The sequence below is a fragment of the Campylobacter fetus subsp. fetus genome (assembly GCF_900475935.1).
Lineage (GTDB): Bacteria > Campylobacterota > Campylobacteria > Campylobacterales > Campylobacteraceae > Campylobacter > Campylobacter fetus.
The window spans coordinates 650,971-663,880 of sequence record NZ_LS483431.1 but is presented as its reverse complement, the minus strand read 5'-3'; the positions used below and the strand labels follow the sequence as shown (position 1 = coordinate 663,880).

General features: G+C 31.1%; 11 protein-coding genes and 1 CRISPR repeat array (1 of these 12 cut by a window edge). Of the genes, 1 reads left to right on the top strand and 10 read right to left on the bottom strand.

Annotated elements, in window-relative coordinates; all coding sequences use genetic code 11:
• A CRISPR array of direct repeats spans positions 1 to 2,332; the repeat unit is 30 nt; unit sequence GTTTCAACACAAACATTGTCATTAGCAAAC (it extends 195 nt beyond the left edge of the window).
• 343 nt (positions 2,333 to 2,675) lie between these two features.
• Genes cas2 through cas6 form a run of 8 tightly spaced genes read right to left on the bottom strand, consistent with a single transcriptional unit; the run spans position 2,676 to position 10,928 of the window.
• Positions 2,676 to 2,975: a CRISPR-associated endonuclease Cas2 gene (cas2, locus tag DQN38_RS03265; protein WP_011731902.1), complete on the bottom strand. Its 300-nt coding sequence runs from the start codon at positions 2,973 to 2,975 to the stop codon at positions 2,676 to 2,678.
• A complete protein-coding gene (gene cas1b, locus DQN38_RS03260; RefSeq protein WP_065844200.1) occupies positions 2,972 to 3,973 on the bottom strand; it encodes a type I-B CRISPR-associated endonuclease Cas1b in 1,002 nt (333 codons plus the stop codon). The genes cas2 and cas1b overlap by 4 nt, the downstream gene beginning before the upstream one ends.
• Positions 3,974 to 3,981: 8 nt before the next feature.
• Positions 3,982 to 4,467, bottom strand: a complete 486-nt coding sequence (locus DQN38_RS03255) for a CRISPR-associated protein Cas4 (protein WP_065844199.1) — start codon at positions 4,465 to 4,467, stop codon at positions 3,982 to 3,984.
• The gene (cas3, locus tag DQN38_RS03250; protein ID WP_170117934.1) at positions 4,464 to 6,845 is read right to left on the bottom strand and encodes a CRISPR-associated helicase Cas3'; all 2,382 of its coding nucleotides are present in this window, start codon (positions 6,843 to 6,845) and stop codon (positions 4,464 to 4,466) included. The genes DQN38_RS03255 and cas3 overlap by 4 nt, the downstream gene beginning before the upstream one ends.
• Positions 6,833 to 7,594 carry a type I-B CRISPR-associated protein Cas5b gene (cas5b, locus tag DQN38_RS03245; protein WP_011731898.1) on the bottom strand — a complete coding sequence of 254 codons (762 nt, stop codon included), beginning with the start codon at positions 7,592 to 7,594 and terminating at the stop codon, positions 6,833 to 6,835. Before cas5b ends, cas3 begins: the two co-directional genes overlap by 13 nt.
• The gene (locus DQN38_RS03240; protein ID WP_111738176.1) at positions 7,591 to 8,535 is read right to left on the bottom strand and encodes a type I CRISPR-associated protein Cas7; all 945 of its coding nucleotides are present in this window, start codon (positions 8,533 to 8,535) and stop codon (positions 7,591 to 7,593) included. The genes cas5b and DQN38_RS03240 overlap by 4 nt, the downstream gene beginning before the upstream one ends.
• On the bottom strand, positions 8,519 to 10,222 hold the full coding sequence (locus DQN38_RS03235; protein ID WP_065844232.1) for a hypothetical protein: 1,704 nt from the start codon (positions 10,220 to 10,222) through the stop codon (positions 8,519 to 8,521). Before DQN38_RS03235 ends, DQN38_RS03240 begins: the two co-directional genes overlap by 17 nt.
• Complete coding sequence (cas6, locus tag DQN38_RS03230; protein ID WP_011731895.1) at positions 10,212 to 10,928, bottom strand: CRISPR-associated endoribonuclease Cas6; 717 nt, start codon at positions 10,926 to 10,928, stop codon at positions 10,212 to 10,214. Before cas6 ends, DQN38_RS03235 begins: the two co-directional genes overlap by 11 nt.
• Before the next feature lie 610 nt (positions 10,929 to 11,538).
• Here cas6 and DQN38_RS03225 point away from each other — a divergent pair.
• Positions 11,539 to 11,784, top strand: a complete 246-nt coding sequence (locus DQN38_RS03225) for a hypothetical protein (protein ID WP_065844215.1) — start codon at positions 11,539 to 11,541, stop codon at positions 11,782 to 11,784.
• An 81-nt stretch (positions 11,785 to 11,865) separates the two neighbouring features.
• Here the strand turns inward: DQN38_RS03225 and DQN38_RS08885 are convergent, their stop codons facing one another.
• Entirely contained in the window at positions 11,866 to 12,036 is a 171-nt protein-coding gene (locus DQN38_RS08885; RefSeq protein WP_158004964.1) for a hypothetical protein, read from the bottom strand.
• Complete coding sequence (locus tag DQN38_RS03220) at positions 12,033 to 12,662, bottom strand: Rha family transcriptional regulator (protein ID WP_065844216.1); 630 nt, start codon at positions 12,660 to 12,662, stop codon at positions 12,033 to 12,035. The genes DQN38_RS08885 and DQN38_RS03220 overlap by 4 nt, the downstream gene beginning before the upstream one ends.
• Positions 12,663 to 12,910 lie beyond the last annotated feature (248 nt).

Here is a 12,910-nt window from a genome sequence, read left to right as displayed (position 1 = left end):
AAAAGTTTCAACACAAACATTGTCATTAGCAAACAGGTCTGGATAGCGTAAATAAGCTCTAAAACAGGAGTTTCAACACAAACATTGTCATTAGCAAACATTTGCTTTTTTTGCTGGAGAAAAAAATATTTTTGTGTTTCAACACAAACATTGTCATTAGCAAACAGATATATTTTTGTTTTTGAAAATTAGTTATTTATAGTTTCAACACAAACATTGTCATTAGCAAACACATTTTTTAGTTTTACAATTAGCCAATTTATGTTTTGTTTCAACACAAACATTGTCATTAGCAAACCCCATCTGCCTAAAAGCGTTGCTCAAAGATGTTGTTGTTTCAACACAAACATTGTCATTAGCAAACTTTTTAGCGGCTTGATTTAGAGCGTCGTCTAAATTGTTTCAACACAAACATTGTCATTAGCAAACGCCTAGTTAAAATACTTTTAGCCAAAGACTGGATATGTTTCAACACAAACATTGTCATTAGCAAACGAATTTAATCGGAGTTTACAGGCCGGATCTAATTTCGTTTCAACACAAACATTGTCATTAGCAAACCTTGGGAAAACCCCAAAAAACATAAAAAAACACATGTTTCAACACAAACATTGTCATTAGCAAACGTTTGGCGGTGGCAAATGAGTGGCGTTATGATAAAGTTTCAACACAAACATTGTCATTAGCAAACCGTTTATAGTTCTTTGTATGGCTGGAAGTATCCTATGTTTCAACACAAACATTGTCATTAGCAAACTAAAGAACCTGATTTTAAGCCACTAGAAGCTGGGCTGTTTCAACACAAACATTGTCATTAGCAAACAAAAAGTTGTTGTGAGCTTTGTAAAAGGTTAAAGAGTTTCAACACAAACATTGTCATTAGCAAACAAACAAAACACGGCGAAGACTACATTTATGCACTTGGTTTCAACACAAACATTGTCATTAGCAAACAATAAATAGCCCTATAACTGTAATATCTAAAACAAAGTTTCAACACAAACATTGTCATTAGCAAACAATAAATAGCCCTATAACTGTAATATCTAAAACAAAGTTTCAACACAAACATTGTCATTAGCAAACTAGCAAACCACAAACCGCCAGTAGAGCTAAAAGACGGTTTCAACACAAACATTGTCATTAGCAAACACAAGACCTAGAACTATCAGGGATATGGACGGAAAGTTTCAACACAAACATTGTCATTAGCAAACAGCTAATTCGGGATACAAGCCCGTTTAAAACACTTCTGTTTCAACACAAACATTGTCATTAGCAAACGATAAATATAATAAGAATATTGCTAGCTGCAAGATAGTTTCAACACAAACATTGTCATTAGCAAACGACGTACAAAAAGATGGTTACGTGCTAATACCAGAGTTTCAACACAAACATTGTCATTAGCAAACCTTTTAAATTTAGCTTTTCCTTCTTTTTTATTTTGGTTTCAACACAAACATTGTCATTAGCAAACATACTTCTTATATCTAAAAAAGGTTAGAATCTTAATGTTTCAACACAAACATTGTCATTAGCAAACGATAATAGATAATAGCAGTATTTTTAAAGAGTGTAAGTTTCAACACAAACATTGTCATTAGCAAACCGTATTTACCAGATTTAATAGCCCAGTCTAAGGCTAGTTTCAACACAAACATTGTCATTAGCAAACTAACCCACTCTCCGCCTTGACTTTTTTTTCTGGTTCGTTTCAACACAAACATTGTCATTAGCAAACCCGGTAAGGTAGTAGACTACGTAAGGGGCTAAAAGTTTCAACACAAACATTGTCATTAGCAAACTAGAGATTAGACTACCTTGGATTAAATTTGCAATTGTTTCAACACAAACATTGTCATTAGCAAACAGCACCGAATTTGCTAAGTGCTAAAGACGTATCATTGTTTCAACACAAACATTGTCATTAGCAAACGGGCTTGGGCTGAATTATGCGTTTTGCAAGGATTGTGGTTTCAACACAAACATTGTCATTAGCAAACAGATAAAGGAAGTGTATTGGACTGCACAGGAGAATTGTTTCAACACAAACATTGTCATTAGCAAACTTTATATGTTTATTGTTAATGGTCATTTAGCTTCGTTTCAACACAAACATTGTCATTAGCAAACGATAAATGGCAAAAGTATCAGCATAGATGATATGGTGTTTCAACACAAACATTGTCATTAGCAAACGGAGAGAGCATGGCGCCAGAGGTAGATAACGGAGAGTTTCAACACAAACATTGTCATTAGCAAACATAAATAGCCCTATAACTGTAATATCTAAAACAAAGTTTCAACACAAACATTGTCATTAGCAAACTATAATAAACTCATCATCTAAGTAAATTTAAAAAAGCAATTAAGATAAAAAATAAATTAAAAGATATTATCTAAAACTATTAAAAATAGATTATTTGTTATATATATAATATAGCTATAAATAATGAGAATAAATTTATTTTCCAATCTAAATTAAAAAAATAACAATAATAAGTTAAATATCATAAGAACATTAAATTTAAACTATTTATCTATGTTTTTAAAAGTTTAACTAAAATTAGGTTGGAAAAAGCTTAATGCAGTATAAAATATAAATTTGTAGTTAGTGGTATATAAATATTATTATTGCTATAAATTAAAACTAACATTAAAATTGAGTTGGGTTATAAAAACATCTCATTTTTGACAAAATCAAGACCGCCTATACTTATCTCATCTACGTCATCTTTTCTTATAAGCCTTAAAACGGTAATAACATCGATATTTTTGTCAATTAATTTTTCTATCGCGGATTTAAATTTAATAAAATTTGCAGGAGTTATTTCTCCTTTAAAAACAGACTTTTGATGATGCAAAAAATACTTCTTACATAGCTTAAAAACCTTTGTTACTCGACGTTTGCCGGCTTCACTCTCTTTATCGCTAATGTCATAAAAAACATAAGCATAATTGTAATTTTTCATTGCTTATCTTTTAAACTAAATGGTACAAATTCACGAGATTCACATATAAATTTAATAAGCTTATAACCTTCTAATTTCAAAGCTGTTTTATAAGAAATCTTTCTATTTAGTTTAGAATGTAAAAACGGTTCGTTTAATCTCTCTTCAAAACTTTCTACAAAAATTTTCCGTCCCGATTCATTTAATAGGCAAAAATCTATCTTTTTTTCAAAATGTTTTTTGATATTTATCTTTTTTAAATTTACAAGCTCAAATACTGTTTTAAATACGATAATAGGCTTAAAAACTTCGCTTAAATCCAGACTAAGACTAAATCTAGCATCGCTACTCTCGTGCAGATAACTAATACTTTGTTCGAGATGAGTTTGATAAATTGCGCTTATAGTTTTTGTATAAAGAAGCGAATTGCCAAAACTTATCATAGCGTTCATAGGATTATCCGGTGGGCGTTTAACACGTTTTCCTAAGCTAAAACTCTCATCTAAAAACAGCTCAAAACTATCATAAAATTTACTCCAAATTTGACCTTCTATAAACATAATTTGAGGAATTGTATTTGCATTTATCAGCATATTTGAAACTCTAAATTTGAGATAATCCAAAAGAGGTTTAAGCTCTGTTTTTCCATGCCTGTAATAGTGATATAAGACCTCATGCATATTTAATGCGATGCCTTTTACTATGCTTTTTACTACTATCATTCTATTCGCAAGAGCTTCTACTTGTGATATAATTACTCGACCGCTTATAAGATGCTTTTTAGGATAAAAACTACCGCTATAATTCCCGTAATAGTTAAAAAAATGAATCGTAATTCCGTTTTTGGCAAGAAAATCAAGCAATTTTGAGTTTATGCTAACTTCATTCATACAATAAATTTCTCTTATGCCGGCTATAGGAATATATATCGTACCTTTTTCATTTTTAAAAGCCAAAGAGTTATCTTTGCGACTCAGCTCACCCATAGAAAAAATATACCGAGTATGAAGTTTTGACATCTATTTTCTTATATAAAACAGTAGCTAAAATAAGCACATTTTTTACATTTCAATGAGCTTTTTAAAGGATCTGGCGGAGTTTTTAAACTCATAAGTTCAGAAATTTGACTATAAATTTGCTCAAGCTCAAGCTCTTTATCGTCGGTTAATTCTACTTTTAAACGCTTTGTCGGTAGCTTTTTGTTTTCGCCGAATTCAAGCAGACCTTTTCTAAGTATTCCGATCTCTTTTAACTTTTTAAGATAAAAAAGCAGCTGCCACATTGAAGCCGTTTCATCGCTATCGCTTTTTTTGAACTCAATAACGTATTCATCAGTTATCTTATCTAAAGCAATATTTTCAAATTTTATATCATCTTCAAATTTAATTTCGTGTAAAACCCTTCCTATCTTTACGTCTTCACTGTTGTCTTCTAAATTTATACGATTATAAAACAGATAACACTGTCTTTTACAGTGAAAAAAGTAGTTTATAAGTGTACCGGTTATCTTCACAGTATTAAATCTTCATTTTTATATTTTTTTGCCAAAGCAGTTCTATCTAGTTTGCTCTCTTCATCTATAAGCCCGTCATAATCCTCTATATAGACGTATCCGTACTCTATTTTTACGTTCGGTAATTTTTTTGCTTCCGAAGATAAAATATTAAAACAAAAAATATCGGCTAAAGAATTTAAACTCAAAGCCTCTATCTTTCTTTTACCGTACTCTTTGACTTCATTTAAGCAAATTATCGCTTCCCAGATCTTTTTTCCGTCTAAAAAATCACCATCCATAAAATGTTCTATGTTACCGTATTCGCTCATATCAAAACTGCTTACGTCTATCTTAAACGGTAGAAAAATTCTGATTCTATCATCATTGATAAGCTGCATATTTTTTGAAATTTGGATAAAATTCAGATTGCCTATATCGTCTTGAAAATTCTCTCTAATATTGTTAAATCCACTATTTACTCTTGAGTTTTCGCTTTTTAACTCCTTAAGCAATTTATCATAGTAGGGGATAAAATTTTTATCTATTAAACATTTTTTTAATTCATTATCTTTTAGGCTAAATTTGATTCTACTATCTTGTTTATATATCGCACTAGCGTCATCGTAATCAAAAAAGTACGCCAAAGAACCGGGTTTTAAAGCACTTCTATTTATCCTTCCCATAAACTGCTCTTCGCTCTCAAATGTCGCTATATCTTTAAATCCGATATCCATATCTATATCAACCCCGGCTTCTATAACTTGAGTTGCAACTAGGATAGCTTTTGTATTTGAACCCTTTAACTTTGCTATAACTTTTTTTTGATAAAGCTTATTATCATCACCACTAAGCTCAAAAATATCGTAATCGTCAAATTTAAAACGTATAAAATTATAAAACTCTCTAGCACTAGGTTTTTTTATAAATTCGACTAAAATTTTATCTTTTTTACTCTCCGTGATTTTGCCTACGATGCTATCAAATAAATCGTTTTTTCCTATATTTAAAAGAGAAAAATCGGCTTTAACCCTATCTTTGAAAAGCGTATTTTGAAAATAATTAGAGTTCGGCAGTAGATCACACCATTTATCGTCGCTATTTTTTAGTAAATTTGAAATTTTCGGTAGAGTTGCGGACATAATTATAAATTTTATATTTAAATGTTTTGCGAAACTATCAAAAAACAGAGCCATAAACTCCCATAAATTTGATCTATAGCTCTGAATTTCATCAAGAATTATAACCGAGTTCGCAAGAGAAAATAGACCGTAATTCTCCTCTTTACTAATCCCGAATAACGTCTTAAAAAGCGCAACATGACTGGTTAAAATAAAAGGATGATTATAAAATACTCTATTTATATATGTTTTATCATAGTTACTCTCGGAATTCTCTTGTTCGTTTTCCGTGCTAAATTTAGGAGGAGTTATACTATTTATAATAGAAATATCAAACTCGTCTCCAAAAATAGTTTCAAATATAGATTTACTCTGCGATATCAGAGTATTAAATGGAAAAACATAAAATATTTTATTAAGATTTGAATTTAAATTTAGTAGATTTAAAGCCAAATTTAAAGATGTTAAAGTTTTACCGCTTCCGGTTGGAGCTTCAAGATAAAAGATATTTTTATCTAAATTATCGTATAGTGTTTCACTAGTATTTTTAAATATCTCGGATCTTAGACTATCTATATCGCTTCTTGGCTTTAATGAGCTATAAAATTCTCTAAATTTAGAGTAAATTTTTTCTTTTTTATCTTTATCAAAAACACCTAAATCATCTATTTTTATATCATTCATATATTCGCTTGTAGCGTAAAAATCACTTGCGATAAGAAGAGAAAAATGCAATTTAATAAAAATAAAAAGTTCAATATCAAAATTAACTCTTTTTTCGGCGTTGCAAAATTTTTTATCCAATTTATCGCTATCTTTATTTAAATACTTATCGTCAAAACCGTCTTTTAAATGCCCATGGTGATTTAAAACGTTTGATAATAAATAGTAAAAAACACAAACCGTCTCGCGTATATTTTCATCCTTATAATTTAGAATAAAATCCTTGTATTTATCTTTTAGCATATAAAATGACTGCTTTGAATGCGTGGTTTCACCGTCGGCTTTACTAAATTTTGGATTTTCATTTTTCATTTTTAATTTTTGAAAAGCGGGATTCGTTTTACCTAAATCGTGATAGACGATAAAATCATCAAAAAACTCTAAAATCACGTCATCATCTAAAATTTTATTTGCAAGATTTTTTATAATATTATTTAGATTTTTACCGTTTTTTATTTTTTGTAGATACTCTTTTGCAAGATCGCAATGGGCCTGAAGAGTTTCAGGATCTTTATGCGGCGACGTATGTGCCAGGTAATCACCTAAAAGAAACATATAGTTCCGTCTTTGAACTCATACCATTTCCCGTCTATTGCTCGGCAAATTTGATTTGTAAAGGCGACTTTTTTAAGCTCATAAAACATAAGCTCATTAAAACTAATAGGATAAAATTCGTTAAAAAGATATGATATCTCATCATCGGGATCATCTACCTGCTCTGCCAAATCATCCAAAAACAGCGATTTTATCGAAATTCTATCTTTTTTAGACTCTGCAAGATCTATTTTCTCCACTTCGCTTATATCGGCAAAATGGTCATTTTTACCTAGATAGGGTATAAACTTAGCTTTTTTATCAAATAGATACCGTGAAACAGTCTCAAACTCTGCACTACCGTCATCTTCTATGAGTATTTGCCAAGAAGGATTTTCAAGCCATTGTTCTCTAACAATCAAATTTCCACCGTCTTCACCACTTGCGTATCCTACGCCGTTATTAAAAATTTGAATTTTTTTAGAAAATCTACCATATTTAACAAGAGGAATAATACAAATTTTAAGATGCTTTAAACGCTCATAAAATTCCGGCTCATTACTGCTATTCTCATTGTTAAAAAGTGATTTTTTATCTTTTTTATCTTTATAAGTTTTTTGCGCGTATCCTTTGAGTCCTATAATAGCTCCCAAAAGTCCTAATAAAGTCGGTTTCGGGATATTATTATAAGTAAAATACGCGTACTCGTTTACATCGGGTTTTTTGAAATGTGCAAACTTTCCGCTAAGCTTAAAACTTACGGCTCTCATTGTATTTTATTTCCGCTATAAATATCAAATTTATCAAATTTAGTTTCTACGTCCAAAGATAAAGGATTATAATAAATTTCTACTTTTTTTACATCTGAACTTTCTAGCATTTTTTCGATTTTTTCTAAATTTACTATTCTATCTTTACCTTGAGAAATAAAATCCATATACGCACTAAGATCCGGTAAATACGCGTCTGAGTCGGTTTCTATAAACATTGCAAACTCATTTTCGCAGCCGAATTTCGAGTTGGAATTAAAATAGGTAGCACAAAATCTAGCGGCCTTTTTGAACTCGGCGTAATCATCTTCATCATAGCCGAAATCATCGCCTAAAATCTCTTTATAATCATTATAAGCCAACGGATTTATACAAAATCCGTAAAAATAGTGGGCCTCATCCGTAACTATCTTTGTACCAAGAGTGCTTTGGCTCGCATCTTCACCGTCTTTGTTTTTCTCGTTAGCTCTTGAATCGGCAAACGGAGATAAGATGTTTTGAACTTCTATATTTATATCTTCAAATTTATTAAATCCTTGTCCTATCTGAACTGCACCGGTTATTGATAGATTATAACCATTTTCAGGGAATGTAGCACCGAAATTTTTAACATCAATGCAGTTAAAGAGGTTGGCTAAAACCTCTTTTGTAGATTTTACTTCTTTGATATCGCCGAAGAGCAAACTATATCTTTCTCCTAGGGTATTAGGTACGAGCTTACTTTTGCCGTCTTTATCCTTGACTTGTTTTAGGGATTTGACAAAAAGAATATTTTTTCCGTAGCTCTCCCACATCTTTTTCATAGGATATTTTAAAGCCTTATCACTAGCAAAGATATCACCGTTTCCGGTGCTTTTAGGTCTGCCAGTAAAATCCGCATTCCAGTTAGCCATGGTTGATTTTATACCGATTATTCCATAAACTCTACTCGTTAACTTCATCTTTTTCTCCTGATTTTTTGATTATACTTTTTGCGACAATACCGATTAAGACCATCTGCTGATCGCTGTTTGACATAACTAAATCTTCACAATTTTGAGCCAATAAAAATGCTTTTCTTAATATTTCGTCTCCTATAAAAATATCATATTTATATCTATCGAAATCAGAAAATAAAATCATTTTTAGCTTTTTCGTATTTCTAGCCTTTGTATATGACTCAGTTAATGCAAACGTCTTTTTCCAGCCCTTGCTTTTATTAACCAAACGCATTGCTAAATTGCCTACTAAAAAGTAGTACTCATTTCCGTTTAATTTAGTTATATTGTCATCCGTAAGTGCCGATATAACTCTATTTTTTATCTCGTCTATATCCACTTTTTCTCCTTTAGTTTCTTTTATACTTAATAACAAATTTATAGACTTTTTAGCATTTAATCTACCAAATTCACCGTCTTGCATAGCTACTTTAATAAAATCATTAGAATATTTTTGTATAACATAGTAGAATTCATTACTATTAAATTTTTCAAAATACTCTATCATAGAGTGTCTAGTCTGATAAAGTATATTTTGCATATCTTCACTTAATAATTTACTAACTTTTATCTTGTCCTTATATAGATTGCTAAAAAGACGCTTTTGATAGAGCTGCTCATCGATAACTTGCTTAAAATCATCGAAACTAAGTATCTCCCTCTCACCGTTTTCAATATCCATAAAATTTTTAATTCTAAACGTATCAAATTTAAATTTACTTTTACTCACGGGAACGTACTCAAAATCTTTTATTAAAGCTTTTGAATCTTTATTTGATTTATACATAAAGATTGAGTCAAAATCACAAATATCATTTTTATTTTGCGAACCGAGCCAATCAAAAAGCATTTTAATGCTAAGGGCATCTTTTTGACTTATGGCATGAGGTATTTCATGTGGTCTAGTTTTATGTCTCAAAAAAGGCTTGTTATTATTCATTCCCATATTAAAATTTGAAAGACCTAAAATTTCATTGTTATATTTTATGTTATATTCATTTTTATTAAAAATTTTTAGGTCAATATAAATTCTCGACTCTTTTTCATAAAGCTTAAGATCTTCATTGATAAAAAATTTGATATAGCACTTTTTAAAGTTATTTTGTCCGGCAAAATGAATTATATCGTTAAAGTATTTTTGACATAAAACTACTGAATTCGCGATCAAGCTTTGCCTATTTTCATCTTTTATATAATCTGAATGAAAAGATAAAATTTCTTTATTTTTTTCTTTATCTTTTGATGTTTTGAATTTGCCGTAATCTATAAAAACATTAAGATACTTTTCTAAATTTTCTCTAACATGCTCGGGCTTTTCAAGCTTAAAAAATAGAGATAAAAAGTTAATGCTATGAAACTTTTTGTTAGGCAAAATGGCCTTATCCATATCCCATAAAGAACTTAAATAATCCGCTTGCTCAAACCAGTCTCTATCATCATACGAAGCGATATCTCCGTTTTGTTTGTATAAATTAGTTTTTCTATGAGGTTTGCCGTCTATTTTTTCAATAGTAGTTTTTACATAGAAAATTTCACATTTCTCACCGGAAATTCTCGCATAAACTCCGTCTTTTAAAACGTGATTTTGTGTAACGATATCCTTGTTTTTTTCAAGTCGTTTTTTAAACTCGTCAAGCAATTCAAACAACATTTTTGCTCCTCATACAAAAGCCAAATCCCAGTGTATTTTTAACTCCCACACCAAGTATCATTGCGATATTTGCAAACTCCTGAGCCGTTTTATTTCCTGAAAAATGAATTTGATATCTATAAGCATAGATTTTGCCGTTTTTATATTTAAATGCAAATGCTCTATTTGTTTTTATCTCTATAAGCTCAATAATATCGTCCGTTATCTCAATTTTTTTGTCTAAAAAATACTCATATTTGTTTTTTAAATTTAAAATTAAAGCGTCTTTAAGTGCTGCTATATCACTATTTTCACGTCTCCAAGGTATAGTTTTATCGCCTTCTTTAAGCACTACGGTCGCCGGACTCATAGTGTATAGACAATCAATTCGCTTTGAATCTAAAACCTCTAATTTGGATGCATACACGTTAAACCCAAGATTTTTAGAGTTTTCTAAGCAGATTCTTAGCTTAGATATAAAGCTCTCATCAATACTTCTTACGTAAAAATACATATCTTCACCGCTCGTAAAACCGTCTTTTTTGCCTTTCATACCGTATAAAAAACCGATACTATAAGGCTTTAGATATCTTTGCATATGGATAGATCTTAGAGCTTCATCTCCCAACATAGATTTATGTAAATTCGAGCTTAAAAACTCAGGGCTATTTACAAAATCTACATTTTGATTTAACTTCAAAAATACTTTCAGCTGATATATTTTCACATCTATTCCTTTATAAACATTGAGTTCATTTTTAAACAACTATTAAATAAATTAAATTTTTGATATCTTAGCCAAATATAGCTAATTACATAATAAAATAGCCGAAGTATCCGTAAAATTTTATATTAAAAACAATATTTAGCTATTAATGTTACTATCAGTAACATTAATATTAAACTATTATATTTTTATAGGTGATAAATAGCTATTTTTAATTATATTTTTAAATCATCATTTGCCATTTTTTAGCCTAAAATGTGGTATAATGATAAAAAAGGATATTAAAATGGAAGATATTAAAAAATTTCTTTGGATTATTTTTTTGATAACTCTAGCTATTTTCGTAATGGCGAATATAGAAGAAATGTACATACAACTTATATCTTTCATCGTTTTATTCCCTTTTTATATCTGGCTTGATTATAAACTCAATCCCCATAAGTACAAAAAAGACTCTTAGTCTTCAACCCTATTTAAAACATTAGCGTATCTTTTAAAGACGCTATAAGCCCATAAAAAGTTTAGAGCAAATCTTTTTATAGATAAACATGTTAAATTCGTACATTTTGGAACAAAGCCGCATATTATCAGAGTTAAAAAAGCAAAAGCTTTGGCATGGACCCGGTCGGGGCACCCCGTAAGCGGGGCTTTAGTAGGCGGCGGAGGGCGGACGGGTTCGCGCACCGCAAAAGCATTTGCAAAGCAAATAAATCATCCAGGCACTAAAGCTCAGCCTTACCTAGAAGATGGTTTGAATAATTATATAAGTAGTTCAGGGCTTGCAAGGGCTAAAGAAGCCCTTGCAAAAGATGTAAGAAATAAGGTCTTAAACGATATTAAGAAGGCTTTGAAATAAAGCTATTTTCTGTCATTTTAAATTTTAACCGCAAATCCCTACAGATTTACTTTTGAGAAAATTTCCTACTGCTTCTAGGCTTTATATATGCTCATAACTAAGTAACCATAAGTCGCCGCAAGCAGACTTTAGATACTCTATATCTATCTCATCTGCTCCTTTATGCCAACCCATAAGTATGGTATTTATCATTATCAAAAATGCTCGAGCGTGGTCTATATTATCCACATCATATATACTTATGCTTTTCATAATGCACCCCTTATGGCGTTTCTTACTGCAGTGTCGCTCCTGCTAGTTTGACGGCAAATTTCTGCTTGAGATAGACCGCTTTTATAAAGCTTTATGATGTTTGCTCTTTCATTTGGGCTCAGCTTTGTGCCTATTTTAGATTTGCTATCTTCTAAAACTACTCTTAAAAGCTCGTTTTCACGCTCAAGAGTTTCGTAATATTTAGCTTTAAACTCATCTGCCTCTGTTGATTTTTCCGAAAGGGCAGTTATGACTTCGGTGAATTTTTCGTTCGCTATACCGCCGCTTTTTATCATCGCTTCCATTTTGTTAAAGGCGTTGATAAACTCAACTTTCCATCGATACGCTTTCTCGCCCGTAAAACCCATAACAAGTAAGCAAAATCCGTCGCGGGTAAGGTTGTAAAATTTTGTATCTTTGACAAAAAGCCCATTTAATCGTGGTTGGCTCGACGGCTGAAAATTAAGCTGTCGGAACTCATCGTTTGGTAAAGCCTCAATTTGTGCTATAATATTCTTATGCTCTTTTTCAAAAACTTGAGCTACATCCCTTGAGGTGGTGTAGGTTTGGTCGCCCACCACTTCAAAACTCACCTCTTGATTGTTAATCAAAACTACACTACTCATTTTTTATCCTTTAAATTTCTAATCTGAATGCTTAAACGCAAAACCTGCAAAGCCAAAACTACAAGTAAAACGCTCTGAATTACATCTGTCATAGCTGCTCCTTTTTATGATATAATTGTCGGACGAAACAATGGACGATAAGGGCTTTCGCCCTTATCTACCGCTTCCTTGCTTCGATTATTGCCGTAATCAAAGCGATAATGGCGGTCGCTAGGTTTAAAATAAGTGTTAGCGTTTCCATTGTTTCG